The organism is Arthrobacter sp. JB02-1C (assembly GCF_057748045.1).
This window is the reverse complement of record NZ_CM173235.1, coordinates 640,924-666,792: the sequence shown is the minus strand read 5'-3', so window position 1 is coordinate 666,792 and position 25,869 is coordinate 640,924. Positions and strand designations below refer to the sequence as shown.

The following is a 25,869-nucleotide window of genomic DNA, read 5'->3' as shown; positions in this document are numbered from 1 at the left end:
CGCCGTGTGGGCAGCCGCTCAAAAGTCCCATTTCCATTGACAGTCTGGTATGGCAGTGCTTGAATGGCAGTCGTTGTTCCAGCGTGGGGACAATGAAACACGTCTCGCCGTGCCGCATCAGAGAAGCTGGGCATGGGCCAGACCCGTAGAACAGAGGGGTTCATGACGGCAACAATCCAGATCGGCGCCACCCAGCGCTCATCCAAAGACCTGATCAGAACGGCAGTATCCGGTTGGCTCGGAACCGCCATGGAATACATGGACTTCCAGCTTTATTCGCTGGCTGCAGCCATCATCTTCCCCAAGATTTTCTTCCCCAACTTTGACCCCGTGGTGGGCCTGCTGGTTGCCTTCATCACCTACGGCGTTGGCTTCCTTGCCCGCCCGGTGGGCGCCTGGTTCTTCGGCCGCATGGGCGACCGCGTGGGACGCAAGAAAGTCCTGGTCATCACCATCATGATGATGGGCATCTCCACAATGCTCATCGGCTTCCTGCCCGGCTACGCCCAGATCGGACTCGCAGCGCCAATCCTTCTAGTGGTCCTCCGCCTTGCCCAGGGTTTCGGCGCTGGCGCTGAGCTGTCCGGTGCTTCGGTCATGTTGGCCGAATACGCCCCACCCAAGAAGCGCGGTCTCATCGCCTCTTTCGTCTGTCTCGGAACGAACTCCGGAACGCTCCTGGCCTCGGGCCTGTGGGTCCTGCTGACCCTCCTGCCCGAAGAGGCCCTCATGAGCTGGGGCTGGCGCCTGCCCTTCATCGCCAGTATCGGCATCACCCTGTACGCCCTGTGGATGCGCCGCAACCTGAAGGAAAGCCCCGTCTTCGAGGCCACACGGGAGCAGGGAATCACCGACGCCGCCGCTGCCGCCGCCAATGCTGCGACCCCCGCCGCCGTCGCAGGGCAGTCCACGGCGCACCCCGCTGCGCCTGCTGCCAAAACCACGCGCAAGGGTAAGGCGTTCTTCCTGGCCATGGCCCTGAGGATCGGCGAATCGGGCAACTCGGCCATGATCCAGACCTTCCTCATCGGCTACATCGTCACCGGCCTGAGCATGGACAAGAGCGTGGGTACCTTCGCACTGCTGATCGGTTCGTTCCTCGGCTTCGCCACGGTCCCACTGGCCGGCTGGCTGTCCGACAAGCTCGGCCGCCGCACCATGTACCGCGCCCTGTCCGGCTTCCAGATGCTCTTCGCCATCCCGGCCCTGCTGATGATGCAGTCCCGTGACCCGTTCCTGGTCTCTCTGGCCCTCATTATCGGCCTCTCCGTCTCGGTGCTGGGCATGTTCTCGGTCCAGTCCGCCTACGTCAACGAACTCTTCGGCTCCCGCAACCGCTACACCCAGCTGGCTATGGCCAAGGAAATCGGTGGCGTGCTCTCCGGCGGTCTCGCCCCGATTATCGCTGCGGGTCTACTGGCCCTGTTCACCAATTCCTGGTGGCCGGTTGCCGGAATGATGGTCCTTTACTCGGCCATCGCCTTTGTGGCCACGTTCTTGGCTCCGGAAACCAAGGGCCGCGACCTGACCCTCGTGGAAGACGCTGTATGAAGGCCGTAGTTGTCCATTCGGTCGGTGACCTTCGTCTTGAGGACCGCCCGGACCCGGCCTGCCCGGCTGGGTCGGTCATCGTCGACGTCGAATACGGCGGGATCTGCGGCTCAGACCTGCACTACGTGAGCCACGGGGCCTCCGGCCTCAGCATCCTGACCCATCCGATGGTCCTGGGCCATGAGGTGGCGGGCCGGATCTCCGTACTAGGCGACGGCGTGGCCGGCTTCGAAGTGGGTGACGCCGTAACCGTCCACCCGGCTGTCTACTGCGGTGACTGCGGTGACTGCCGCGCAGGACGCACCAACCTATGCCAGCAGGCCACCTACTACGGGAGTGCCGCGTTCGACCCCCACACTGACGGTGCGTTCGCCTCCCGGAAGGCCGTACCGGCAGGTCAGCTCCGCAGACTGCCCGACGGCGTGACCACCCGGCAGGCTGCGGTCGCCGAGCCGCTCGCCGTAGCGATCCACGCCGTCAGCCGAGCCGGTAGCGTCACCGGCAAGGAGGTATTGGTCAACGGCACCGGGCCAATCGGCGCTCTGGTGGTGGCCGCGGCCCGGCGGGCTGGCGCGTCCAGAGTCATCGCGAGCGACCTCTCGGAGACCTCGTTAGCGATTGCCAAACGCATGGGAGCCGACGACGTCGTGCTGGTGGGTTCCGGGGCGCACCTCCCCGAGGTGGAGGTCGCGTTCGAGGCCTCAGGCGCTCCCGGCAGCCTCGGTGGTGTCTTCGCTGCCGTGCGCCGCGGGGGCACCGTGGTCCAGGTGGGCAACCTGCCCGCAGGGGCGGTGACGGCCGAACTCGCCGCACTCGTCTTCCGAGAGATTGATTACCGCGGGACGTTCCGCTTTGCAGAGGAAATGGACGAAGCCTTGGCGTACCTGGCCGACGGTCTGGACATCGAACCTCTGCTGACGCATACGTTCGACGTTGGTGATGTCGCGGAGGCTTTTGCTGTGGCTGCAGACCGCGAGACCGGTTCATCGAAAGTGCTCCTCAGCTTCATCTGAGGGTTTCCCGGGCTGCGCCTCCGCTGGCCCGGGTGCTTGCACCTCGGTTCGCCGTGCGGCACCTCCGGTTGCCCACAGTAAACCAACCCAGCCACACACATCTCACCGCTTGACCGCGGAGAAAGCGAGCTCCGCGATGCTCCGCCACAAGCCATCCAGTGCAACTCTGGACCGCATCGACAACCGGCCGGAAGCACCGGCCCCAGGAATCGTGCACCTCGGCCTTGGCAACTTCCACCGCGCCCATCAAGCCGTCTACACTCGCGCCGCAATCGCGGCCAACGGCGGAGACTGGGGCATCATCGGCGTTTCCAGCCGCTCCGCGGTCATTCCCGACGCCATGCACGCCCAGGACATGCGCTACACGGTCGTGGAGATCTCGCCCGAAGGCTCCAAGCTCAGTGTCCCGGGCGTTCACACGGACGCCTTTGCGGCTGCGGCCAACCCGGAGCGCGTTCCCGCGGTCATAGGGGCCGCCGCCACTCGCATCGTCACGCTGACGGTTACCGAGAAGGGCTACACCTACGCACCGGCCGGAGGTGCGCTGAACGTGCAGGACCCGGCCGTGCAGTACGACCTCACCAATGCTGCGGCGCCGCGCACTCCCATCGGCCAGATCGTCCGCGGGCTGCAGCAGCGGGCCCGGACCCACTCCGAGCCCATCACCGTCCTCAGCTGCGACAATCTCGCTGAAAACGGCCGCCACACGCAGCGACTCGTCCGTGAGTTCGCCTCGCTGCTCCCCGCTGCTGAAGCAGCAGAAACACTATCCTGGATCGAAACCCACACAAGTTTCCCGGCCTCGATGGTGGACCGGATCGTCCCTGCCACAACGGAGTACTACCGGAGCCTGGTCGCCGACCAGGGAGGGTACCTGGACGCCATCCCGGTTCCGGCCGAGCCGTTCTCCATGTGGGTCATGGAAGACGACTTCATCGCCGGGCGCCCGGCGTGGGAAGCTGGGGGCGCCGTCTTCTCCGACGAGGTGGCCAGCTTTGAGGAACTCAAGATCCGGCTGCTCAATGGTACCCACTCCCTGATCGCGTACTTGGGCGCCCTTTCCGGCGCCGCAACCATCCCGGACTCCGTGGCGCAGAGGCCCATCGAACAAGCTGCGCACCTGGTACTGCGCAACGACTACCTGCCCAGCGTCTCGGTGCCGGCCGGAGTGGACGTCGGTGTCTATGAGGAACAGCTGTTCTCCCGCTGGCGTAATTCCGCTCTGGGACACCGGACCAGCCAGGTCGGCTCCGACGGATCCGTTAAGCTCCGCCAGCGCATCCCGCTTCCGGCGCTGAAAATGCTTGGCGAAGGCCGGATGCCTCAGCTGTTGGCCCTTACCGTCGCCGCGTACCTGTCCTGCATCGCGCCGCTAAACGGCTTCGCCCCCGGGCCGCAGGCAGATGCCATGCAGGATCCCGCCCGCCAGTTGCTTTCTGACTTGGCAGCCCAATCGCGCTCCGGCGGCGAATTGGCGGCACGAGTCCTGAGCGACCACCACCTGCTGGGAGGGGAGCTGGCCGGACGCACGAACTTCATTGAACGCACGGGCGAACTGATCGACACCATCCACAGCAGCGGGCCACTCCACGCCATCGCCGAGGCCGGCGTGTCCGAACGGCCGGGGGCCTCGCGCCCGTAACGAACGACCCTGGCCAGTTCATTGCCCCTAACTTGCACTCACGCTCCAGACCTACCGTTCCAGCGAAACCGCCGGCCCACTTTCCACATCGTCAGACTCGCGCGCCCGTCGGGTTAAGCAACCCCTCCCGTGTTGCGGCGTCGGCGGCCAGATCGATGCAGGTCCAGGCCATCGCCAGGGCACCGTCCCACAGTGCCTTGTCTCCGTCGGTCGATGCGGCGGCATCGGCAAAGGCCGCATTGTGGATGGGCGGGCACCCCGGTCCGAGGCTGACCATGGGGTGGATGGTCGGGAATAGGTGCGACACGTTGGCCATATCGGTGGAGCCTCCACGGCGGCTGGCTGGTTCCATCGGCCGGCCCAGAGCGGCGGAATTACGGGCGAAGATCGCGGCCATGGGGGCGTCAGTGCGTAGCTCGGCATAGTCCGGTCCTTCCTGGACAATTTCCAGCCGTGCACCAGCGGCCAAAGCGCCGGCTTCGAGGCAGCGGCGCATCACCGCGGTAACCCGGCCGAGTGAATCGACGTCGTGAGCGCGGGTCATCCAAAGGCCCGTCGCCAACTCCGGGATGACGTTCGGTGCCGTTCCCGCACTTTGCACGCAGCCATGGATCTGTTGACCCGGTTCCAGCTGCTGCCGGGCCAGACCGAGCGCGGTCAGTGCCACGGTCATCGCGTCCAGGGCGTTAATCCCGTCCCAAGGACGGGCCGATGCATGGGCGCTGCGGCCATGGAAGCTCACCCGGTAGCCGGCGCAGGCGTAAGGGAGCATCTCCACTTCGTCGACGTCGCCCGGATGGATCATCATCGCTGCATGCGTTCCGTCGAAGTCGCCCTGCTCAAGCATCAGGACCTTCCCGCCACCGTTTTCCTCGGCGGGCGTGCCCAGCAACCGTAGGGTGATACCCAGTTCATCGGCCACCGGGGCCAGCGCGATAAAGGCTCCGAGGGCTGCGCCAGCAATGATGTTGTGCCCGCAGGCATGCCCAAGCCCCGGCAGGGCGTCGTATTCGGCACAGATGGTCAGAACCAGGTCCCCGCTTCCCACTTCGGCCCGCAAGGCAGTGGGCAATGTCCCCAACCCGACCTGAACCTTTGCACCCGGGACGTTTTCGAGTTCCCGGGCCAGCCACTGCACCGCTTGGTATTCCTCAAACCCGGTCTCCGGATGCTCATGGAGCCTGTGGCTGAAGTCCAGCACGACGCCAAGGTTTTTGCGGAGGACCTCTTCCGCTTCGGCCTTAAGGCCTTCGATTGTTCCGGTGCTCAATGCGGCCGGCCTTTCTGCAGGAATGCTCAAATGACTTTTGAGAGGAATGACTTCGTGCGCTCGTGTTGGGGGTTGCTGAGGACCTCACGCGGGTCACCCTGCTCTACGATCACACCGTCGTCCATGAAGACCACGACGTCGCCCACTTCGCGTGCAAAACCCATCTCGTGGGTGACAACGATCATCGTCATCCCGTCGCGTGCCAGTTGCTTCATCACATCCAGGACTTCGCCGACCAGTTCCGGGTCCAGCGCCGAGGTTGGTTCGTCAAACAGCATGACTTCCGGGTTCATTGACAGTGCCCGGGCGATCGCCACTCGCTGCTGCTGGCCGCCGGAAAGCTGGGAGGGGTAGTTGTCCATCCGGTCCGCCAGGCCCACCTTTCTCAACAGTTCACGGGCATGGGCTTCGGCGTCCTTTTTAGCCATCTTGAGCAGTTTCACTGGTCCGAACATGACGTTTTCCTTGGCGGTCATGTGGCCGAAAAGATTGAAGGACTGGAAAACCATGCCGATCTTGGACCGCCGCTTGTTGATCTCCGCCTGGGAGGCCTCCTGAAGCTGTCCGCCGCGGACGTCGTAGCCAATCATGCGACCGCCGACGGTGATCGCGCCGGATGCAGTGACCTCCAAGTGGTTGACGCATCGCAGCAGTGTGGATTTTCCGGAGCCGGAAGGTCCGATCAGGCACACCACCTGCTGTTTCCGCACGGTCAGGTCGATTCCTTTGAGGACCTCGACCTGGCCGAAGCTCTTGTGCACGTTCAGGAATTTGACTTCGGACATCAGCGCTGGACCTTTCCAAGCAGGAGGGCGTTGCCTTTGGAATACTTCTTTTCGAGCCGGGTCTGGGCCAGTGTCAGGATGGAGGTCAGCAGAATGTACCAAATGCTGGCGACGATCAGCAGCGGGATCTGTTGGAGGTTCTGCGCATAGATCTGCTGGGTGTTGTAGAGCAGATCCCCGACGCCGATGACGATGACCAGTGAGGTGGTCTTCAGCATCGAGATGACCTCGTTGCCTACCGGCGGGATGATGACTTTCATGGCCTGTGGAATGACGACGAAGCGCAGGGTGTGCAGTTGGCTGAACCCCATGGACCGGGAGGCTTCCGACTGTCCCGGGGGTACGCTGAGCAGCCCGGCGCGCACGATCTCTGCCATGTAGGCCCCCTCGTTGAGACCCAAGCCCAGGATCGCTGCGCCGAAGAGGGAGATGACGTCGTTGGTGTTCCACTCCACGAACGTGAGGCCCCAGGGGATGCCCAGCCGGATCTTCGGAAACAGGACGGCCGAAAACCCCCAGAACAGGAGCTGGACCAGGAGCGGTGTGCCCCGGAAGAACCAGATGTAGGCTCCCGCCACCGCGCGCAATAGCCAGTTATCGGACATCCGCATCACTGCCACGCCGAGGCCGACCACGAAGCCTATTGCCATGGCGATCACGGTTAGTTCCAGCGTGACCAGGAGGCCGCCCAGAATGCGCGTATCCAGCAGGTACTTGCCGACGATCGGCCACCCGAACCCTTGGTTCGTGATGAGGGTCCAGACGCCGTAAATGATGATGAACAGTACGACGACCACGGCGATGAGCTGACCGGGACGACGCCGGCGCAGCACCGGCTTCCTGGTCAGCGCAAGATAATCGTGGTCCGTGTCCGCAGAGCTGAGCAGTTGCGGGTTTCCCACTTAGCCCTCCACGCGGGGGTTGATCTGGGCGGTCTTGACCGCGGAGGGCGTGAGGTTCCAAGCCGACATGATCTTGGCGTAGGTGCCGTCATCAATTAGTGACTGGAGGGCCTTCTGGAAGGCCTTCGACAGTCCTCCGTCGCCCTTCGGCATGGCTACGCCGGCAAGCGACGGTTCCACCAGTATGGAGTCAATCTGTGCAAAGGCATCGGGCTGGATCTGGGAGTAATAGGCGGTCAGGGCGTTATCGGCAAGCATGGCCTGAGCGCGGTTGGAAGCGATGGACTGGTTTGCGCTGTCCTGCTGGGGCAGGAGGAGCGGTGTGATGGCCGGCTTGCCCGCGTCGGCGCACTGCTTCTCGAACTTGGGCAGGACACTCAGGGCCTGTGTCGTACCGGTCTGCGCAGTCACGGTTTTGCCGCAGAGGTCCAACACTTCGTGATACTGGCCTTCATTCCCCTTCTTAACCATCACGGAGGTTCCGCTCTGCATGAAGCTGACCATGTCCACAACCTGTGTCCGTTCGGGGGTGATGGAGAAAGCCGCCCAGGAAGCGTCGTAGCGTTTGGACTGGAGCCCGGCCAGAATGCCGTTGAAGTCACCCTTGGTGATGCTGATCTTGATCCCCATCTTGTTGGCCACGGCCAAGGCCAGATCCGGCTCCAACCCGATGATCTCTCCGCTGTTGTCCGTGAAGTCGATCGGTGCGTAGGTCGGATCGGTGACCAACTGCATGGTGCCCTTGGACTTGATGTCCGAAGGCACGAGAGCCTCCACGGCGGGATCGGCTTTCACAGCCTGTGCTGCCTGTTGGCCGCCTTCGCCCAGCGCCGGCTGCGCCGTGCCGGAGGGCTTCGCCGCCGCCGCGGGCGTCTCAGAGTTGGTGCAGCCGGTTGAGACGGCGACCAGCAGGGCTGATGCGGCAATCAGGCTGAACTTGGTGAGGATGATTCGCTTGGTCATCTTGTCTCCGGAGTCAAGGGAATGGGTTGTGAAAATAATATGTTGGACTTATTATTGGTGTGATGGGGAACACCTGTCAAGGATTTTTAGCTGTTGCCGCCAGGCCGCCCGATCCATGCGGGCTCCGGCAGGGAAGAGGGACCATGTCGACCGAACCACGGAAGCGCACGCATGCGGTGACGGAGGAAGCCATCGCCGAGCGAAGGGAACACATCGTCGCTGCGGCGGCTCGGATTATTGCCAGTGCCGGGGTTGAAAACTGCTCTTTCGGTGCCGTCTCAGATGCGACTGGATTTAGCATCGGCATGATCCAGCATCATTTTCGTACCCGTGAGCGACTGCTGCTGGCGACCGTGGAGTACCGGACCAACGCATCGGTCCGGGAATGGCAGGACCTCCATGCTGCCGGGAGCAGTGCGGTGGAACGGCTGCACGATCTTCTGACGTTTGCCGTTGAAGGGGAAGCGAGTTTTGAAGACGCCTGGGGGTTCTGGGTGGAGGTCTACGCCGCTGCCCATAAGGATGCCAACATCCGCGTCCACGTGGCCAACGCGCTGCTGGCCTGGCGGGGGATCTTCGTCGAGCTCCTCAAGGAGGCGGAAGCCGAGGGCTTGATCAGCCCGTTCCACGACGCCGAGTCGCTGGCGACCCTGCTGCTGGCCGTTGTCGATGGGCTCGCGATGCAGACACTCAACGGCATCTACGACCACAGTCCGCGAACAATGATCCAAACGCTGCAGCGTTTCGCCGCGCACGAGTGCGGCATCGACGTGACGGAATTCGTGAAGCACAAGCGCAGCCGTAAACCCAGTGCAGCCTGACGGGCGACGCGCCGTCCGAGTGGTAAGGCGGCCCGCAGCTACAGATACAACGACCCGAAGGAAGCCATGACCGTCGTAACCAACTCGCTGCACGCCGGCCGTTTCGCAGACCGGGCGGAGGGCTATCGCCCTTCCCCTGTGCGGGAGGTGTTCGAGGTATCCATGCGCCCCGGCATGATTTCCCTGGCGGGCGGCAACCCGGACCTTACCGCGTTGCCGTTGAGGGGCATTGCAGATTCGGTCCAGGCGATTGTTGCTGAACATGGTCTGGACTCGCTGCAGTACGGCTCAGGCGCCGGAACGGCGGAGTTGCAAGAGTTGATCTGCCAAGTCATGGCGCTGGAGGGCATTGCAGCGGATCCGGTCAACGTCCAGGTCACTTCAGGTTCCCAGATGGCCCTGGAACTCGTCACGAAGTTGTTCTGCAACCCGGGCGACGTGATTTTGGCCGAAGGTCCCACGTATGTCGGAGCGCTGGGAACCTTCGAGGGACTCCAGGCTGACGTGGTCCAGATCGCCATGGACAGCGATGGGCTCGTACCTGCTCTCTTGCAGGCGGCCATCAATGAGTTGAAGTCCCAGGGAAGGGTGATCAAGTTCCTGTATTGCATCCCCAACTTCCACAACCCATCAGGTATCACTCTTGCCGCGCATCGGCGCCGGGAGGTGGTCACCATCTGCCGTTCCGAGGGGATCGCCATCGTGGAGGACAACCCCTATGGGTTGCTGAGTTTTGACGGCACCTACAACGAAGCGCTGCATTGCCTGGACCCGGACAACGTGTTTTACCTGGGCTCGTTCTCCAAGATCTTTTCGCCCGGGCTGCGTGTGGGCTGGGTGTTGGCCCCGACAGACGTCCGCCGGCGCCTGCAACTGGCAGCGGAGGCAACCACCATCTGCCCCTCCGTCTTGGGCCAGATGTTGGTGGAGCGCTATATCTCCCAGTTCGATTGGCGCGAGCACCTGCGAGAAGCCTGCGCCAAATACGCCGGCCGCGGCCAGGCTGTCATGCGGGCGCTGGAGGAACACATGCCTGCAGGTTCCAGCTGGACCACCCCCGCTGGCGGATTCTTCACCTGGATTACGCTTCCGGCGGGGCACTCCGTTGAGAGTCTCCTGCAGCCCGCCATCGACGCAGGCGTCGTCTTCGTGCCCGGAAGTGCGTTCTTTTCCACCTCTGCGGGGACCAACCAGCTGCGCGTGGCCTTTTCCTTCGAGACTGAGGAGCGGTTGGTCGAGGGGGTGCGCCGGCTGGCTGCCGTCGTCGGGCTCAATCAGTCCAGCCAGCTAGCGAGGATGGACTCTGAAGGGCGATTCTAGGCAAAGCCGACTTGGCACCCCGCGCCTTAGTCCGGGCAGTGCGACCTTAAGCCCGTGGCTGGCCGTTTGCGTGGGCGCGCATGGCCAGCATCTTGTCCAGGGGCTTGGCGTAGCGCTCCTGGACGATCTTCAGGTGCAGCCACGACTCGACGCTGGCCACGGACGCCATAGCGCGCGCCTTGTCCAGGATTTCCTGCATCTCATCCAGCGAGCTCACGCCGACGGTGGCCACCAGGTCAAACCGGCCGAAGCAGCTGGCAATGAACTCCACGCCGGGGGTGGCGGAAAAGAAGGCGATGGCTTCCTCCGTGCCGGTCGACGTCGAGATGCCAAACCCAAAGGCCATGGCACGGGAGGAACCGGAGCGGCTGCGGATCGGGCCGATCTGCATGACCCGGGCGTCGAGCAGTCGCATGACACGGTTCCTTGCCGCACTGGCCGACAGCCCAACCCGTTCGCCGAGTGCCTCGAAGCCCAGCCGGCCATCGAGCTGAAGCTCGCCCAGAATCAGCAGATCGGCGTCGTCCAGCTCCAGTCCTGGATCCGGTGGCTCCTTGCCGAGAAAGAGGCTGCGGGCTACTTCCTTGTACATCAGCACGTCGACGCCTGCCACCCCTTCGGAGAGCCGGATTGCTTCCACGTTTTCGTAGAGCCGCTCCACGGTGGGCAGCCGCAGCTCCGCGATGATCCCGTACCTGCCAGTGGTCAGCGAGGCGAAGACGGCCCCGTCCAGGGTGCTCAGCTTGTCCAAAGCCGGCCGGGAGGAACCATTGAGTTGAATAGAGACATGCGCGACGGCGTTGAGGCCCAGCAGCCGGGGATGGACGGCGGCAACGATGCGCAGCTCCCCGGAAGAGATGAGTTCGTTGACCTTGGCCGTGGCCACGGAGCGGGTCACGCCGAGCTGCTTGGACAGGTCACTGAACGACGCGCGGCCGTCCGCCTGCAGCAGCCGGATCAGCTGATTGTCCAGGTCATGCATGGTCTTCACGATAGACGCCTCTTCTCCTTGGGCGCTGCCGCGGCACACCAGGGCAGGCGGGTAAAGCAGAACCTTCACTGAACACAATTGTTCCACTCGCTTGGCCACTTTCAGCGGATTTGATGCGTACAGCCGTAATAATTCTGCGAATTGCGCGTAGAAGCCCATGTAGACGATGGAATCGCTTGCTTAAACACTGAACTTGGCTAGTATCGTGACCAGCGCCACATCGGCGCGACAGCTTTTCCTACCCACCCGCGTATCAGCTGATCATTGGAGATCTGCACATGCTCAAGTTCACGAAAGCCGCCATGGGGGCAGCCGCCCTGGTCATCCTGTTGAGTGGCTGTTCCGCAGCCGCATCCACGACTTCCGAGACCAAGGCGCCGGCCGCCGCCGAGGCCCCCAAGGGGCTCACCACGAGCGGCAAACTCACCCTCTGCATCGACCCCGAGTACGCGCCCCTGGAGTACTACGCCAATGGCTCCAGCGGCAACATCATCGGCTTCGACGCCGACGCAGCGCGGGCGCTCGCCAAGCACTGGGGCCTGGAAGCCAAATTCGAGGTAACCACCTTTGACGGCCTCATGCCTGGACTTCAGTCCCGCCGCTGTGACGCCATTTTTGGCGGCCTTTACATGAGCGAGGCACGCCTGGCCGTAGCCGACGCTGCCGCCGTCATGAACGCCGGCCCCTCGATTCTGGCAGCGCCCGCCCGGGCGGGTCAGTTCAAGCAGCCCCTGGACCTCTGTGGCCACAGCGTCGCCGCGCAGTCGGCCTCCTCCAACGCGGCGCGGATCACGGCACTCAAAGATGAGTGCAAGACTGCGGGCAAGGACGAGCCCAAGCTCACCGAATACCCGAAGACGGCCGAAACCGTCCTCGCCGTCCTCAACGGGAAGTCCGACGCCCTGATCGAGACCAACGTTGCCGCGGCCTACATGGCGGCCCAGAACGAGGGCAAGCTGGCGGTGGCCCCGGGCGTCTTCAAGGCGGACACCACCTTTGGCGTCTTCACCCGCAAGAACGATCCCATCTCCCCGGTCCTCGCGCAGGCCCTGAAGGCTCTGCACAAGGACGGCACTCTGGCCCAGATCGCCAAGGACAACAAGCTCGATCCGGCAATCGTCGACGTTCCCTAGTTATCGCGCCGGGACCACGGTGCCGTGGTCCCGGCCCCACTCGAAAGGGGACTCCGATGGAATTCGATATCGGTATCTTCGGCCAGCAGCTCGTAAACCCGAGCTACCTCTATGGTGCCTTCCTGTCCGTGTCGGTAGCCGTGCTGTCGCTGCTGCTGGCCACGGCAGTCGGGTTCGTCGTCGCTCTCGGGCGTACGTCCCGGAACCGCATGGCCCAGGGCGCGGCCGGGTTCTACACCTGGTTCTTCCGCGCCATTCCGGCGCTGCTGGTCCTGCTCATCATCTGGAACGCATTGCCGCAGCTGTTTCCGGTGCTGCGACAGGACTGGTTCACCCCGTTCATCGCAGCGTTCATCGGCCTCGGTGCCGTGGAAGCAGCCTTCATGGCGGAAATCATTCGTTCCGCCCTGCTGAGCGTCGATGAGGGACAGAACCTGGCCGGCCGGGCACTGGGCATGTCGCCGGCGAAAGTCATGCTCAAAGTCGTGCTGCCGCAGGCCATCCGCATCGCGCTGCCGCCCACCGGCAACGAGTTCATCGGCCTGGTGAAATTCTCCTCCCTGGCCTCCGTGATCTCCCTGCAGGAACTGTTGACCACGGCCCAGGTAGGGGTCAACATCACCTTCCGGTACGCGGAATACTATGCGGCCGCCATCGTCTACTACCTGATCATCGTGAGCCTGCTGACCCTGCTCCAGAACTACGTAGAGAAGAAATTCCTATGGACCTCACGGTCAAAATCCAAGAAGCCTTCCACGCTGGAACCGATCGGTCAAGGAGTGCCCGCATGAGCCAGATGCCACAGCCAACTGAAGCCGCGGTGTGGACCCCTGCCGAGCCCGTGCTCCAGGTGCGCAACCTGCACAAGAGCTACCAGGACCAGCACGTCCTGCGCGGCGTTGAATTCGACATCCACCAGGGCCAGGTGAAGGCCGTCCTCGGCCCTTCGGGCTCGGGCAAGTCCACCATGCTGCGCCTGATGGCGTTGCTGGAACCGGCCGACGGCGGCGAAATCCTGCTCCGCGGCCGCCGCCTGGGCGTCCGGGAGCGCGGCACCAGCACGGTGCCGCTGCCGGAACGGGAACTTGCGAAGGAACGGCGCGACATCGGCATGGTGTTCCAGAAGTTCAATCTGTTTCCGCACCTCAGCGCCTGCCGGAACGTGATGCTCGGCCTCACCTCGGTCCAAAGCGTTCCGCACAAGGAAGCCGAGGAACGCGCGATGGCCATGCTTGAACGCGTTGGATTGTCCTACCGCGCCGGGCACTACCCCTCCGAGCTATCCGGCGGCCAGCAACAGCGCGTGGCCATCGCCCGGGCCCTGGTCATGAATCCGTCCGTGCTGCTCTTTGACGAGCCGACGTCGGCCCTGGACCCCGAGCTGGTTGGCGAAGTGCTGGACGTCATGGAGGGTCTGGCCAACGACGGCATGACCATGATCGTGGTCACGCACGAGGTCCGGTTCGCCCGCCGCGTGGCGGACCAGGTCACCTTGTTCGACAGCGGCGTGATCGTGGAACAGGCCTCCCCGGATGAGTTCTTCGACAACCCACAGCACCAGCGCACTATAAAGTTCCTCAGCCATGTCCACTAAGGCATCCCTTGATTCCAGTCCTCACGGCGAGGAGGCATCCCGGCCGCTGGCCGTCTACACGGACATGGAGGACATCGACTACTCCGCGGGCGTCGCCCTGCTGGAGGAGAACGGCTACGAGGTCCGGTATCTAGGCACCCGGGACCCTGCCGTCATCATGGACCAGGCCCGGCACGCCGAAGCCCTGCTGGTGGGCTATGCCTGCGTTACCGCCGAGGTGATGGATGCTATCCCGGGACTGAAGATCATTGCGCTGGTCTCCATGGGGTTCGACAACGTGGACCTGGGCGCCGCCAAGGAGCGCGGCATCTGGGTCACGAACCTTCCCGGCGTCGCTACCGAGGAAGTGGCCTCGCATGCGCTGGCCCTGGCTCTGGCGCTCACCCGCGAGATCCCGTTCTTCCAGGGCCGCGTGGCCGCCGGCGACTGGAACGCGCGCCCCGGGTCCACTGTCTTCCGGCTAAGCCAGGAGCGGCTTGGCCTGATCGGCCTGGGCCGCATCGGCAGCCGCTTCGGCCAGCTGGCCTCCGGCGTCTTCGGCGAAGTCGTCGGCTACGACCCCTATCTCCCGGACACCCCGGCCACCCGGGACATGCTGGCCGAGGCGGGCATCCGCCGGGCCGGCCTGGATGAGGTGCTTGCAGAATCCGCCGTTGTCTCCTTGCATGTGCCGCTCACGGCGGAAACCCGGCACATCATCAACGCCGAAAGCCTCGCTGTCATGCGGCCAGGCAGCTATTTGGTGAACGTGAGCCGGGGACAACTGATCGACGACCGCGCGCTCCGCGCAGCCATCGACGCCGGACACATCCGCGCGGCGGCCTTGGACGTGCTCGACGTCGAGCCCGCCCCGGCCGACCACCCGCTCATGGGCCATCCCCGGATCCTCGTCACGCCGCACATCGGCTTCCTCTCGGACCACACCCTGGCCGAGTACATCAGGATCCAGGCCCAGAACGTCATCACCCACGCGCGCACCGGCGTTCCGGACACTGCGCTGTTCGAACTGGAACCCGCCCGCTGAGTGCCCACCTGCCCGCTGCGGCACCGCCCTCTTCCTACACGTAAGGACATACCGTGTCATTCCCCACCTCCCCTGAAACGTCCCCGGCAGCACCGCCGGCCACCCTGTTTTTCGGCGGCCCCGTCCGCACTGTCGACGCCGAGGATTCCGTCGCCGAGGCGATGCTGGTGATCGGCAACCGCATCGCCGCCGTCGGGACCGCCGAGGAGTGCCGCTCGGCGGCGCGGGAACTGAGCACCTCCGTTCCGGAGCTCGTGGACCTCGAGGGCCGCGCCCTGGTTCCCGGTTTCGTGGACCCGCACGCCCACCCGCTGATGTACGGGCAATTGCTGTCCTGGGTGGACTGCGGTCCCGTTGCCGCGCCGGACATCCCGACCATGCTCGAACGCCTGGCGCGGGCCGCCGCGGAGCATCCCGGCGACGGCCCGATCCGGGGCTACGGGTATGAGCACCGCAACCTGGCCGAGCAGCGCCACCCGACCCGGCAGGAACTCGACACAGTTTCTACCACCCGCGAGGTCTACGTCATGAACGCCAGCGGCCACGGCGGCGTGGTGAACTCCTTTGTCCTGGCAAAGGCCGGGATTGACTCGAACACCCCCAACCCGCCCGGCGGCACGTTCTTCCGCGACTCCGACGGCGGGCTGACCGGTGAGCTTTCGGACGCCGCCTGCGACATCCTCACGGGCGAGGACGGCGTGAAGCTCGGGCACCACGGACCCAACTTCCACCTCGCGGACAGCAAGGAACAGCACCGCGGCCAGCTGCTCCGGGCCCAGAGTGAGTTCCTGAGCCACGGCGTCACCATGATCGGCGACGCCCAGGTGACCAAGCGGGAATTCGCGGCCTACCTGGACCTGGTGGAGCGCGGCGAATTGGTGACCCGCATCAATGCCTACTTCCTCTCCAGCCTCCTGGACGAGGTCCTGCAGCTGGGGCTCGTGGACCGTTTCGGTGATTCCCTCCTGTCCTTCGCCGGCATCAAGCTCTACGCCGACGGAACCCTGGGCGGCTGGACGGCCTACTTCCCCGAGGGCTACCGGGACGACCCCTGCCGCACGGGTTCGCTGTACCACGAGCCGGCGGAATACCGCTCACTCGTGCTCCGGGCCCACAGCGCCGGGCTGCAGACCGCCACCCATGCCCAGTCGCCCACCGCGATCCAGCTGGTCATCGACGCCGTGAAGGAGGCCCTCGCCGAGTCACCGCGGGCGGACCACCGGCACCGGGTGGAGCACTGCGGCCTCCCCACGCCGGAACAGATCACAGAGATGGCCGAGTTGGGCATCCTCCCGGTCAACCAGCCCCAGCACTACTTCAACTGGGGTCCCGGCGTGCTTGACGCGATCGGCAGCCCGGGGGAGCGCTTCAACCCTCTCGGTGAGTTCGTGGCTGCGGCACTTCCCGTGACCATGAGCTCCGATGCCCCCGTAGCTGATCCCCGCCCCCTTGAGGCCATCCAGACCGCCGTGACCCGCAAGACCCGCTCCGGTGTGCAGCTGGGCCCGGACACGCTCAGGATCGACGCAACGGCCGCCCTCCGCGCCCACACCATCAACGGTGCCCGCGCCCTGGGACGCGAGAAGGACCTCGGTTCCCTGGAACCGCAGAAGTTCGCCGACTTCGTGATCCTCGCCGAGGACCCGCTGGCGGCGCCCGCCGAAGACATCAGCAGCATCGACGTCGTGGAGACCTGGGTGGACGGGACGCGCGTCTACAAGCGCTAGCCCACCGGCCCTCCCACAAACAAAGGACCCAACCGTGACCACTGCCATTCCCACCAATAATGTCGGCCTCGCCGTGATGACCACCCTGCGGAACTACGGGATCGACGCGATCTTCGGAATCCCCGGTACGCACAACCTCGAGTTCTACCGGCACCTGCAGCCGCTCGGCATCCGCGCGGTCACCACCCGCCACGAACAGGGCGCCGGGTACGGCTCCGACGGCTGGAGCCAGCTCAAGGGGCTGCCCGGCGTCGTGATCACCACCTCCGGACCCGGGCTGCTGAACGCGATGTCCGCCGCCGCCACCTCGTACTGTGAATCTCGGCCCATGATCATCCTGTCCCCGGGCGCGCCGCGCGGCAGCGAATTTTCGGACATTGGACTGCTGCACGAGACGAAGGACCCCACCGGGGCCGTCCGGGCCCTGATCGGGCGCAGCACCCGGGTGGCCAGCGGCACGGAGGCAGTGGAACTGATCCACGAGGCGTTCGCGTCCTTCGCCCACGGCCGCCCGCGCCCCGTCCACATCGAGATCCCTTTGGACGTGCTGGAGTCCGCCTCGGACGTCGCGCCCGCAGCCCTGGAGGCCCGCCCCCTGGGCGCGCCGAAGAAAGCAGACGACGATGCCGTCGCCGCGGCCGCTGCCATGCTCCGGAACGCTTCCAACCCGGTGTTCCTGGCCGGGGGCGGGTCGCTCGGTGCCGGACCGGCCCTGGTGCAGCTCGCAGAGCTCCTGCAGGCCCCGGTGGTCACGACCATCAACGGCAAGGCCGCCATCCCGGAAGCCCACCCGTTGTCCCTCGGCTCGGAGATCCGGCTCGCCGCGGCCCAGGACCTCTGCAACTCCTCCGATGCGCTGCTGGTCATCGGCAGCAAACTGGGCGAGTCCGAAATGTGGGGCGGCAAGATCCTCCCGCAGGGCGGCAGCATCCGCATCGACATTGACCCGGGCCAGCTGCACTGCAACCTCAGCCCGGATCTGGAACTCCTGGGCAACGCGGCCGCCGTGGTGCCCCAGTTGCTCGCGGCCCTCGCCGGGCACGTGCCGGCCGCGGCGCCGGACCTGGCCCCGCTGCGGGGGGAACTGCAGGGCGTTGCCCGGTCCATGGCGCCCGTGCTGGCCCGGATCAACGAGATCCTCGCCGCTGTGCTGCCGGCCGACACCGTCATTGCCGGCGATTCCTCGCAGGTAACCTACTTCGGCACCACGTCCTTTTTCCCCATGCAGCAGCCGCACCAGCTCCTGTACACGCCGGCGTACGCCACCCTGGGTTACGGGTTGCCGGCCGCGATCGGCGCCAAGCTGGCCGCGCCGGACCGCCCCGTGGTGGGCCTCATCGGCGACGGAGCACTCATGTTCGCGGTCCAGGAGTTCATCACCGCCGTCGAACAGGGCGTGGACCTGCCGATCATCTGCATCAACAACGGCGGTTATGGCGAAATCCGGCAGAACATGAAGGACCGCGATCTTGCGCCCGTCGGGGTGAACCTGACCCAGCCGGACTGGGTCCGGCTGGCGGAAGGCTTCGGCCTCACGGCATTCAATGTCGACTCCCTCGACGTCCTGGCCGACACCGTCACCAAGGCGCTCGCGGTCAAGGGCCCCAGCCTCGTCCACGTCAGCATCCCGTGAACACCAAGACCACGGCTGGCACCGCGTTCCGGGTGCTGAACCCCGCCACAGGCGAGGTGCTCGCCAAACACGCGGAGGCTACGGCAGCGGAGGTGGAAGACGCCATCGACTCCGCACTCCGTGCCTTTGCCCGGTGGGGACCGGCGACGGCGGAAGAGCGTGCCGCGGTGCTGTGGACCGCGTCCGGTCTGCTGCTTGAACGGAAGGAGAAGCTCGCCCGGCTCGCCACCGAGGAAATGGGCAAGCTGCTGGGCGAAGCCGTCGCCGAGGTGGAGCTCTGCGCCGAGATCTTCGCGTACTACGCCGAGCACGGGCCGGGATTCCTGGCCGGCGAAACACTGGACTACCCCGGCGCAACGCTGCAGCGACGCCCGCTGGGGCCCATCCTCGGCATCATGCCGTGGAACTACCCGTACTACCAGCTCACCCGCTTCGCCGCGCCGAACCTCATGCTGGGCAACACGCTGCTGATCAAGCCGGCGCCGGCCTGTCCGCGGTCGGCCCTCGCCCTCGAAGAACTGCTGCTCGACGCCGGCCTGCCGGCAGGGGTGTACCGGACCGTGCTTGCCGGCGTCGAACAGACCGCCGCGATCGTGTCCGATCCCCGGATCCAGGGTGTCTCGCTCACCGGCAGCGAACAGGCCGGCGCAGCCGTGGGTGCCCTGGCCGGGGCCGGACTGAAGAAGCACGTCCTGGAACTCGGCGGCTCGGACGCCTTCATCGTGCTGGACAGTGAGGACCTCGATTCCGTGGTGGGCCTGGCCGCGGCGGCCAGGATGGAGAACGCTGGCCAGGCCTGTACCTCGCCCAAGCGCTTCATTGTGGCCGCCGCGTTGTACGAGGACTTCGTCGCCGGGCTGGCGGCCGCGCTGACCGAGTACGTGCCCGGTGACCCGCTTGACCCGGCCACCCGGCTGGCCCCGATGTCGTCCGCGGCGGCGGCCCGGACGCTGCTGGCCCAGGTGGAGGGCGCTGTGGCCGAAGGTGCCACGCTCCTCTGCGGCGGGGTCAGCTCAGCGGCCGGGGAGGCCTACGTATTACCGGCACTGCTGATTGGTGTCCAGCCCGGAATGCGGGCCTACCGCGAGGAGCTGTTCGGCCCGGTGGCCGTTGTCTACCGGGCCGAAGACGAGGATGACGCCGTCAGGCTGGCCAACGATTCCCCGTACGGTCTGGGCGCCTCGGTCTTTACCGCCGACGCCGGCCGGGCGGAGCGCATCGCCGAGCGGCTGGAAGTCGGCATGGTCAGCGTCAACCGGCTGGCGCCGTCGTCGGCCGCGCTGCCCTTCGGCGGGATCAAGAACAGCGGCGTGGGACGGGAACTGGGGCCGCTTGGCATGGACGAATTCGTGAACCGGAAGCTGCTGGTCCGCTGAAGCGGCCTGTGAATCTTTGAAATTGTTGAGAAAGGAACGCAATGAGCGAGACCAAGAACGCCGGAGCGAAGTCCAGCGCGTGGGAATGGGTTGAGGGGCAGAAGGAACAGCTCTCCGCCTGGCACACGAACATCTGGGAACTGGCCGAACCGGCATGGCGCGAGTACGAGTCCTGCGCCTGGTACGTGAAGACGCTGCGCGAGCACGGCTTCACCGTGGAGGAAGGCAGCGGCGGGATGCCCACAGCCTTCGCCGCCGAGTGGACCAGCCCGGCCGGAGCCGGCGCCCGGATCCTGGGCTACGCCGAATACGACGCCATCCCCGGCAACTGCCAGGCCGCGTCCACCAAGCGCGAGCCCCGCGCCGGCATGTCCCGGTTTGCGCCGGGCCACACGGACCCCCACTCCGCCCTCGGCATCTCGACGCTCGCCGGGTTCCTGGCGGCCAAGGACGCCATGGAACGGCACAACATCCCAGGCACCCTGGTGTATACGGGCGAGCCGGCCGAAAAGGTCCAGGGATCCAAAGTGGTCCACGGACTGCGGGGCTACTACGACAACCTCGACGCCATCATTTCGTACCACCCGTTTTACATGATGCCGCTGTGCAATACCGCGCGCTGGGACACCCACTGCGGCTCCTACTACAGCAAGATCTACACCTTTACCTGCGACAACCCGGAAGGCTGGAACAACACCTACGGGGACAGCCCCATCCCGTCCTCGCATTCCGCGGCGCGTGCTCCCGGCGCCGACGCCGCATTGTTCACGATGTTCTCGCTGACCAAGACCACGCAGGATTCCATGCTGCCGCAGGCCGGCGGCTGGTCGCTGTCCGAGGCGATCCTCACCGCCGGACAGGCAACCGCCGACAATCAGCCCGCCGGGATCGCCCAGATCCAGTACTCCTGGCGCTGCCCGAGCCTGGCTGAAGCGGATTCAGTACTCGCAGTGCTGGACCGCAATGCCGAACTGGCCGCGGCGGCCTCGCACTGCACCGTCAGCTCACGCTGGGTGGCGCGCAACCGGCCGGGCATCGCCAACCACACAGTGGCGCAGCTGGCTTGGGAGAACATCGCCGCCGTCGGGGCGCCGGTCCTGGACGAACGGGCCCGGGAGATTGGCCGGGAAATCCAGGCCTCGTGCGGGGTGGAGCCCATGGAGAACCCGTTCCACCCGGCCACGGCGGAACTGATCAGCCCGCAGGAGGCCGAGACGGAACTGCGCCGGCACATTCCGGCGACGCAGCAGAACTGGACCAGCGACGACTATGTGGAGATGACGTGGTACGCCCCTACCATCCGCTTCTACACGGCCAGGCCGACGCTTGCCCCGGACGGCAAGGGCACTGCGTATCCGGGCTGGGCCATGACAGCCCTGGGCGGCATCCCGGAAACCATCGATCCCACCATCACCGCCACCGGCAAGATGATCGCCGGGATGGTGCTGGACCTGATGACCCGGCCGGACCTCCTGGCCGCGGCGAAGGCCGAGTTTGAGACTGAGAAGATCCGCCGCGGCTCGGTGGCCCCACTCCTGCCCGCCGAATTCACGGCGCCCACGGACTTCCGCTGGCCTGCCTACATCGGCGAAGGCAAGGCCCGGGACTGGTGGATCCCCGTTTCTGAAGAAGTCTGGAACACGGCACCTTAAAGCCCGCCTAAGGCGCGGCGGACGCGGAGGGGGAATCCAGCGGCCGGCGGCCAGCCGTCCGCTTGAGGGCGGCGGCTCAGGCGGGGGAGTGCCCGCGCACCCGTGCGAGCCAGTCAACAACGAGCGCCCGGGTAAGGGCCGGCTGCTCATGGAGCAGGCCATGGCCGGCGTGATCGAGGACGGCCAGGGTGCAGCGCGGGTAGCGGCCGGCGAGTTCCGCCGCGGCGGCATGGCCCGCGGTGGAATCCTGCCGACCGGCCAGGATCAGGACGGGATGACGATAGGCGGCGGTCGCGCTGTCCTGCAGCTCCCAGCGTGAAAAGATCCGCGTCAGCGCCGGCTCGTCGGCCAGTGACGCTGCCGGCGCGACGACGTCCTGGAACCGGCGCAGCGTCTCGGCTGTCTGGACCACGAAGTAGCCGCGGTAGGAGGCCTCAAGTTCGGGGCCGAGGTCTCCGGCGCGCTCCGCCGTCGACACCAGAACCTCGTGTTCGGGTACGGTGCCGGTCCGCGCGCCCACCGGGCAGACCAGCGCCAGCCCGATGACCTGCCCCGGTCTGTGCTGGGCGATGGCCCGCGCCAGGTACCCGCCGTAGGAGTGGCCCATCAGCAGGAGGGGGCCGCTGCCGATGGTGGAGTCGATGAAGCCGAGTAGGAGGTCCACGACGTCGTCGTTGCTGGCGATCGTCGCGGGTGCCGGGGTGCGGCCCATCCCCGGCAGGTCCGGGTACAGGCGCCGGTAGCCGGGAGCGGCCGCGAACATCGGTTCGAGGGCGCCGGCGATTTCGCGGTGATCCACGCCGGCGCCGTGCAGCGCCAGAACCGGCGTACCGCTGCCGAATTCGAGGTAATGCACCGGCACTCCCCGTACCGTAGCCTTCATCCGCCCATTTTAGGACGCCGGCCCCGGCTGCGTCCGCGGTCAGGTCCCCGCCCGGCCCAGGCCAGGCCGCCGTCCGGGATCCGGCGTTACCGGCTACTCACCGAGCCGAACGCCCGGGCGATGGCTGCCAGCACGAGGGGACGGGCGGCGTACCAGCCGGCCGCCGTGATGGCGATGGCGGCCGCGAAGAGCCAGAATCCCACCCAGTTCAGCTCGTCGGTGCCGGCGAACATGTGGTTCAGGTTGCGCAGCGCCCCGGTGGCGAACACCAGGAACACGTGGATGAGAATGAACAGCACGAAGAACAGCATGGTCGGGAAGTGCACTGCCCGGGCTGCCTCCACCGGGTAGATCCGGTTCAGCCGCTTGGCATCCTTGGGCCAGAACTCGCTCATGCGCGCGCCGGTGAGGGCGGCAAGCGGGGCGGCGATGAACACCACGATGAAGTACATCAGCTGCTGCAGGCTGTTGTAGTTCACCCAGCCGGTCTCCGCGGGCCAGTCGAGCGTCAGGTACTGCAGCAGCGCGGAGAGCGCATTCGGGAACACGTCCCAGCTGGTCGGCACGATCCGCACCCAGTGCCCGGAGGCAAACAGCAGCACCACGAAGATCAGGCCGTTGGCCAGCCACAGGACATCCAGCGACTGGTGCAGCCACAGCGTGATGCTGATTTTCTTGCCGCCGCGCCGCGGCGTCCAGTACGCCGGCGGTTTCTGCTGCGTGCGGACCTGGTAGCCCGAGCGGATGATGAGCACCAGCAGGAAGAGGTTCAGGAAGTGCGACCACTGCGCCCACCACGGAAAGCCGGGCTCGGCCGCAGCGGGCAGGGCATACAGGCCGGGGTACCGTTCGAGGAAGCCCGGCACGCCGGGCAGCGTCGTCACGCCGCGGGCTGCAAGCACCAGGATTCCGGCGGCAACCACGGCCCCCAGCGCGAGGAGGACCACGCGTTTGATCCACTGGCCAAGGGTGCGATCCCGGTAAAGCCTTGCCCCGGCTGCGGCCTTGGCCGGTTTTTCGGCCGTCGCCCGTTGCGCGGCCGCTGCCCCTTGCGCGGCCGGCGCTGCTGAGGGTACGACGCCGGCAGTCGCCACGGGTGCAGGTGCCGCCTGGACAGGCGTCTGCGCAACAGCGGGCGCCGGGGCTTGGGGCGTTGGGGCTTCGGGCACCATTGCGGCCGGTGCCTCGGCGGCGGCTGGTGTGGCTGCATGGGTGGCAGCCGTTGGGGCCGCGGCGGGCGCGAATCCTTCGGTCGGCCAGGGTTCACCGCCGGGGACGCGGGGGAGCCCGCGGCGCAGCGCAACGGTTCGCGCCGTCGTCGTGCCCGGCTCAAAACCCGGTGCAAAACCCGGCGCAGCGGATGGTGCAGCGCCCGGGACCGCGGCCGGCGTGGCAACGGCAGGTGGCGGCGCCCCCTGGGCAGCAACAACTGGGACTTGTGCGGGCTGGGGCTGGGCGGCTGTAACGGGAGCCGCTGCTGCCACTGACGCTGCGCCCGCCGGGGGCCACGGCTCACCACCCGGTACGCGCGGCAGGCCACGGCGCAGCTTCTGCACCCCGGCGCTGCCGGACTGCACGGCTGCTGCGGACGGAGCCGCGGGGGGCGGAGCGGACGCCGACGTCGTCGTGGCCTGCACCGGTTCCCGAACCGCCGCCGCAACCGGAAGCGCGGCTGCTGCAGCGACGGCGCGGGCGGGGGTCTCGCCCGCCGGGGGCCACGGCTCGCCGCCGGGAACGCGCGGCAGGCCCCGCCGGATGGACCCAGACTGAGGTGCCATCGCTACTTCTTCCGGGCCTCGAGGGCGCTGATCAGCTGCGGGACAACCTTGAAGAGGTCGCCCACGACGCCGAAGTCCGCGATCTCGAAGATCGGCGCGTCCGCGTCCTTGTTGATGGCGACGATCGTTTTGGCCGTCTGCATGCCGGCGCGGTGCTGGATCGCGCCGGAGATGCCGAGGGCGATATAGAGCTGCGAGGACACCGAAACCCCGGTCTGGCCCACCTGCGCCGTCTGCGGGACATAGCCGGCATCCACCGCGGCACGCGACGCGCCCACCGCTGCGCCCAGGGCATCGGCGAGCTGTTCGACCAGCGCAAACTGTTCCTTCGAGGCCAGGCCGCGGCCGCCCGCGACCACCTTCGCGGCCCCGCGCAGCTCCGGCCGCGAGGTGGCGGCCACGACTTCCTCGAACGAATCGATCCGCGCGGCCGGCTTCCCGGACGGCGTGACGGCCAGCGTCTCCGCGACCTCCGGCTGGGCCGTGGCGCGCGCCTCGATGGAGCCTTGCCGGACCGTGATCACCGGCGGACCGAACGTGGCGGTCGACGTCACGGTGTAAGCCCCGCCGTAGACCGAGTGGTATGCCACGACGCCCTCGTCGTCACGGGAGACGCCGACGGCATCCACGGACACCGCCGCCCTTGAGCGGGCGGCGTACCGGCCGGCAAGGTCACGCCCATTCAGCGAGTGCGAGATCAGGATGGCGTCCGGCTGCACCCGTTCGACGGCGGCGGCCAGCGCGTCCACGCCAGGCACGCCGAGCGCGGCGGGATCCGTGGTCTCGGCCACCAGGGCACGGACGGCACCTAAACCGGCGGCCTCCGTGGCGGCGGCGCTCCCGGCGCCGGGCGCGGCCAGGACCAGCGCAACCGGGGTGCCGACTTCGGCGGCGGCGCCGAAGAGTCCAGCCGCTGCCTTCTCGAGTTCTCCGGCAGCCCCGGCTTCGACGACGACGAGGATTGCGTCAGAAGGATAATCAGCCATGTCGTTCGCTCCTTATGCCAGCCGGTTTTCGATCAGGAAATCAGCCAGCTTCTCGCCGGCGTCACCCGCATCGACGATCTTCACACCTGCCGCGCGCGGGGGCTTTTCCGCAACCGCCAACATGATCGAGCGCGCCGCCTCCAGGTCCTCCGCCGTGATCCCGAGGTCAGCGAGCGTCAGCGTTTCCAGCGGCTTCTTCTTTGCCGCCATGATGCCCTTGAAATTCGGGAAGCGCGGCCCGGGAAGCGCCTCGGTAATCGAAATGACCGCGGGCAGAGCCGTGGACACGTTTTGTACGCCGGTATCAACGGGCCTGGTGCCGGACACGGCGCTTTCGCCGAGCTGCACGGTGCTGAGCCCGGTGGCATGCGGGACGTCCAGCAGTTCGGCAAGCATCGCCGGAATCATGCCTCCGGATCCGTCGGTGGAGACGTTGCCGGTGATCACCAGGTCGAACCCGATGCGGCGGACCGCTGCGGCCAGGGTCTCCGCGGTCAGTCCGAGGTCGGCGCCCCGCAGCGCTTCGTCGCAGATGTGGGTGGCGCTGCCCGCCCCCATCGCCAGGCCCTTGCGGATGATGGCCGTCGCGCTTTCGGGCGCGAGGGACAGGAGGGCTACCTCGGTGGCTTCATTTGCGTCGGCATATTTGAGCGCGAGTTCCAGGGCCCGTTCGCCGATCTCATCAATCACTGTTTCGCTGGCGTCACGATCGGCGAGGCCTGTTTCGAGGTTCAGTTTTCGATCCCCGTAGGTGTCGGGGACTTCTTTTACTAGGACGACAATCTTCATCGATGCTCTTCCTGTGGCGGACCGGCTTCCAGAGGG

At 66.3% G+C, this 25,869-nt stretch carries 22 protein-coding genes; 13 read left to right on the top strand and 9 right to left on the bottom strand.

Features of this window, described 5'->3' with window-relative positions; genetic code table 11:
- Nucleotides 1–162 precede the first annotated feature (162 nt).
- The 3 genes from AC3ANP_RS03215 (at nucleotide 163) to AC3ANP_RS03205 (ending at nucleotide 4,206) form a co-directional block, all read left to right on the top strand.
- The gene (locus tag AC3ANP_RS03215) at nucleotides 163–1,551 is read left to right on the top strand and encodes an MFS transporter (RefSeq protein ID WP_488331916.1); all 1,389 of its coding nucleotides are present in this window, start codon (nucleotides 163–165) and stop codon (nucleotides 1,549–1,551) included.
- Nucleotides 1,548–2,564, top strand: a complete 1,017-nt coding sequence (locus tag AC3ANP_RS03210) for an L-idonate 5-dehydrogenase (RefSeq protein WP_488331915.1) — start codon at nucleotides 1,548–1,550, stop codon at nucleotides 2,562–2,564. The genes AC3ANP_RS03215 and AC3ANP_RS03210 overlap by 4 nt, the downstream gene beginning before the upstream one ends.
- 109 nt (nucleotides 2,565–2,673) lie before the next feature.
- Nucleotides 2,674–4,206: a mannitol dehydrogenase family protein gene (locus tag AC3ANP_RS03205; RefSeq protein WP_488331914.1), complete on the top strand. Its 1,533-nt coding sequence runs from the start codon at nucleotides 2,674–2,676 to the stop codon at nucleotides 4,204–4,206.
- Nucleotides 4,207–4,297: 91 nt separating this feature from the next.
- Here the strand turns inward: AC3ANP_RS03205 and AC3ANP_RS03200 are convergent, their stop codons facing one another.
- From AC3ANP_RS03200 to AC3ANP_RS03185, 4 genes are read right to left on the bottom strand one after another with little or no spacing between them, the layout of a single operon-like run.
- Nucleotides 4,298–5,476, bottom strand: a complete 1,179-nt coding sequence (locus tag AC3ANP_RS03200) for an amidohydrolase (protein WP_488331913.1) — start codon at nucleotides 5,474–5,476, stop codon at nucleotides 4,298–4,300.
- Between the two features lie 26 nt (nucleotides 5,477–5,502).
- The gene (locus tag AC3ANP_RS03195; protein WP_488331912.1) at nucleotides 5,503–6,261 is read right to left on the bottom strand and encodes an amino acid ABC transporter ATP-binding protein; all 759 of its coding nucleotides are present in this window, start codon (nucleotides 6,259–6,261) and stop codon (nucleotides 5,503–5,505) included.
- Entirely contained in the window at nucleotides 6,261–7,163 is a 903-nt protein-coding gene (locus tag AC3ANP_RS03190) for an amino acid ABC transporter permease (protein ID WP_488331911.1), read from the bottom strand. The genes AC3ANP_RS03195 and AC3ANP_RS03190 overlap by 1 nt, the downstream gene beginning before the upstream one ends.
- Nucleotides 7,164–8,126, bottom strand: a complete 963-nt coding sequence (locus tag AC3ANP_RS03185) for an ABC transporter substrate-binding protein (protein ID WP_488331910.1) — start codon at nucleotides 8,124–8,126, stop codon at nucleotides 7,164–7,166.
- Between the two features lie 143 nt (nucleotides 8,127–8,269).
- Here AC3ANP_RS03185 and AC3ANP_RS03180 point away from each other — a divergent pair, with 143 nt between their 5' ends.
- Together AC3ANP_RS03180 and AC3ANP_RS03175 are read left to right on the top strand one after the other, a co-directional pair.
- The gene (locus tag AC3ANP_RS03180) at nucleotides 8,270–8,947 is read left to right on the top strand and encodes a TetR family transcriptional regulator C-terminal domain-containing protein (RefSeq protein WP_488331909.1); all 678 of its coding nucleotides are present in this window, start codon (nucleotides 8,270–8,272) and stop codon (nucleotides 8,945–8,947) included.
- Nucleotides 8,948–9,013: 66 nt separating this feature from the next.
- On the top strand, nucleotides 9,014–10,267 hold the full coding sequence (locus AC3ANP_RS03175) for an aminotransferase-like domain-containing protein (protein ID WP_488331908.1): 1,254 nt from the start codon (nucleotides 9,014–9,016) through the stop codon (nucleotides 10,265–10,267).
- Nucleotides 10,268–10,313: 46 nt separating this feature from the next.
- On the opposite strand, the gene AC3ANP_RS03170 is transcribed toward AC3ANP_RS03175, so the two are convergent.
- Nucleotides 10,314–11,327 carry an Lrp/AsnC family transcriptional regulator gene (locus AC3ANP_RS03170; RefSeq protein ID WP_488331907.1) on the bottom strand — a complete coding sequence of 338 codons (1,014 nt, stop codon included), beginning with the start codon at nucleotides 11,325–11,327 and terminating at the stop codon, nucleotides 10,314–10,316.
- A gap of 209 nt (nucleotides 11,328–11,536) precedes the next feature.
- On the opposite strand from AC3ANP_RS03170, the gene AC3ANP_RS03165 reads away from it, so the two are divergent.
- Genes AC3ANP_RS03165 through AC3ANP_RS03130 form a run of 8 tightly spaced genes read left to right on the top strand, consistent with a single transcriptional unit; the run spans nucleotide 11,537 to nucleotide 21,397 of the window.
- Nucleotides 11,537–12,391, top strand: a complete 855-nt coding sequence (locus AC3ANP_RS03165; protein ID WP_488331906.1) for a transporter substrate-binding domain-containing protein — start codon at nucleotides 11,537–11,539, stop codon at nucleotides 12,389–12,391.
- A 56-nt stretch (nucleotides 12,392–12,447) separates the two neighbouring features.
- A complete protein-coding gene (locus AC3ANP_RS03160; RefSeq protein ID WP_488331905.1) occupies nucleotides 12,448–13,182 on the top strand; it encodes an amino acid ABC transporter permease in 735 nt (244 codons plus the stop codon).
- Complete coding sequence (locus tag AC3ANP_RS03155; RefSeq protein ID WP_488331904.1) at nucleotides 13,179–13,985, top strand: amino acid ABC transporter ATP-binding protein; 807 nt, start codon at nucleotides 13,179–13,181, stop codon at nucleotides 13,983–13,985. The genes AC3ANP_RS03160 and AC3ANP_RS03155 overlap by 4 nt, the downstream gene beginning before the upstream one ends.
- Complete coding sequence (locus AC3ANP_RS03150; protein WP_488331903.1) at nucleotides 13,975–15,009, top strand: C-terminal binding protein; 1,035 nt, start codon at nucleotides 13,975–13,977, stop codon at nucleotides 15,007–15,009. The genes AC3ANP_RS03155 and AC3ANP_RS03150 overlap by 11 nt, the downstream gene beginning before the upstream one ends.
- A 53-nt stretch (nucleotides 15,010–15,062) precedes the next feature.
- The gene (locus AC3ANP_RS03145) at nucleotides 15,063–16,736 is read left to right on the top strand and encodes an amidohydrolase (RefSeq protein WP_488331902.1); all 1,674 of its coding nucleotides are present in this window, start codon (nucleotides 15,063–15,065) and stop codon (nucleotides 16,734–16,736) included.
- A gap of 34 nt (nucleotides 16,737–16,770) precedes the next feature.
- Complete coding sequence (locus AC3ANP_RS03140; protein WP_488331901.1) at nucleotides 16,771–18,369, top strand: thiamine pyrophosphate-binding protein; 1,599 nt, start codon at nucleotides 16,771–16,773, stop codon at nucleotides 18,367–18,369.
- Nucleotides 18,366–19,745, top strand: coding sequence for an aldehyde dehydrogenase family protein (locus tag AC3ANP_RS03135; protein ID WP_488331900.1), 1,380 nt, complete (start codon nucleotides 18,366–18,368; stop codon nucleotides 19,743–19,745). The genes AC3ANP_RS03140 and AC3ANP_RS03135 overlap by 4 nt, the downstream gene beginning before the upstream one ends.
- Before the next feature lie 41 nt (nucleotides 19,746–19,786).
- On the top strand, nucleotides 19,787–21,397 hold the full coding sequence (locus AC3ANP_RS03130; protein WP_488331899.1) for a zinc-binding metallopeptidase family protein: 1,611 nt from the start codon (nucleotides 19,787–19,789) through the stop codon (nucleotides 21,395–21,397).
- Between the two features lie 76 nt (nucleotides 21,398–21,473).
- Here AC3ANP_RS03130 and AC3ANP_RS03125 read toward each other — a convergent pair whose 3' ends face one another.
- The 4 genes from AC3ANP_RS03125 to AC3ANP_RS03110 form a co-directional block, all read right to left on the bottom strand.
- Nucleotides 21,474–22,280, bottom strand: a complete 807-nt coding sequence (locus tag AC3ANP_RS03125; RefSeq protein WP_488331898.1) for an alpha/beta fold hydrolase — start codon at nucleotides 22,278–22,280, stop codon at nucleotides 21,474–21,476.
- 86 nt (nucleotides 22,281–22,366) lie between these two features.
- Entirely contained in the window at nucleotides 22,367–23,374 is a 1,008-nt protein-coding gene (locus AC3ANP_RS03120; RefSeq protein ID WP_488331897.1) for a cytochrome b/b6 domain-containing protein, read from the bottom strand.
- A 686-nt stretch (nucleotides 23,375–24,060) separates the two neighbouring features.
- Nucleotides 24,061–25,044 (bottom strand): electron transfer flavoprotein subunit alpha/FixB family protein, encoded by a 984-nt coding sequence (locus AC3ANP_RS03115; protein ID WP_488331896.1) that lies wholly within the window; start codon nucleotides 25,042–25,044, stop codon nucleotides 24,061–24,063.
- A gap of 12 nt (nucleotides 25,045–25,056) precedes the next feature.
- A complete protein-coding gene (locus AC3ANP_RS03110) occupies nucleotides 25,057–25,833 on the bottom strand; it encodes an electron transfer flavoprotein subunit beta/FixA family protein (RefSeq protein WP_488331895.1) in 777 nt (258 codons plus the stop codon).
- Nucleotides 25,834–25,869: the final 36 nt, after the last annotated feature.

Excerpts from the sequence above, each read along its gene's own strand:
- AC3ANP_RS03215 (WP_488331916.1), top strand. The coding sequence starts at position 163 with ATGACGGCAACAATCCAGATCGGCGCCACCCAGCGCTCATCCAAAGAC.
- AC3ANP_RS03210 (WP_488331915.1), top strand. The coding sequence starts at position 1,548 with ATGAAGGCCGTAGTTGTCCATTCGGTCGGTGACCTTCGTCTTGAGGAC.
- AC3ANP_RS03195 (WP_488331912.1), bottom strand. The coding sequence starts at position 6,261 with ATGTCCGAAGTCAAATTCCTGAACGTGCACAAGAGCTTCGGCCAGGTC.
- AC3ANP_RS03185 (WP_488331910.1), bottom strand. The coding sequence starts at position 8,126 with ATGACCAAGCGAATCATCCTCACCAAGTTCAGCCTGATTGCCGCATCA.
- AC3ANP_RS03180 (WP_488331909.1), top strand. The coding sequence starts at position 8,270 with ATGTCGACCGAACCACGGAAGCGCACGCATGCGGTGACGGAGGAAGCC.
- AC3ANP_RS03175 (WP_488331908.1), top strand. The coding sequence starts at position 9,014 with ATGACCGTCGTAACCAACTCGCTGCACGCCGGCCGTTTCGCAGACCGG.
- AC3ANP_RS03165 (WP_488331906.1), top strand. The coding sequence starts at position 11,537 with ATGCTCAAGTTCACGAAAGCCGCCATGGGGGCAGCCGCCCTGGTCATC.
- AC3ANP_RS03160 (WP_488331905.1), top strand. The coding sequence starts at position 12,448 with ATGGAATTCGATATCGGTATCTTCGGCCAGCAGCTCGTAAACCCGAGC.
- AC3ANP_RS03155 (WP_488331904.1), top strand. The coding sequence starts at position 13,179 with ATGAGCCAGATGCCACAGCCAACTGAAGCCGCGGTGTGGACCCCTGCC.
- AC3ANP_RS03150 (WP_488331903.1), top strand. The coding sequence starts at position 13,975 with ATGTCCACTAAGGCATCCCTTGATTCCAGTCCTCACGGCGAGGAGGCA.
- AC3ANP_RS03130 (WP_488331899.1), top strand. The coding sequence starts at position 19,787 with ATGAGCGAGACCAAGAACGCCGGAGCGAAGTCCAGCGCGTGGGAATGG.
- AC3ANP_RS03125 (WP_488331898.1), bottom strand. The coding sequence starts at position 22,280 with ATGAAGGCTACGGTACGGGGAGTGCCGGTGCATTACCTCGAATTCGGC.
- AC3ANP_RS03115 (WP_488331896.1), bottom strand. The coding sequence starts at position 25,044 with ATGGCTGATTATCCTTCTGACGCAATCCTCGTCGTCGTCGAAGCCGGG.
- AC3ANP_RS03110 (WP_488331895.1), bottom strand. The coding sequence starts at position 25,833 with ATGAAGATTGTCGTCCTAGTAAAAGAAGTCCCCGACACCTACGGGGAT.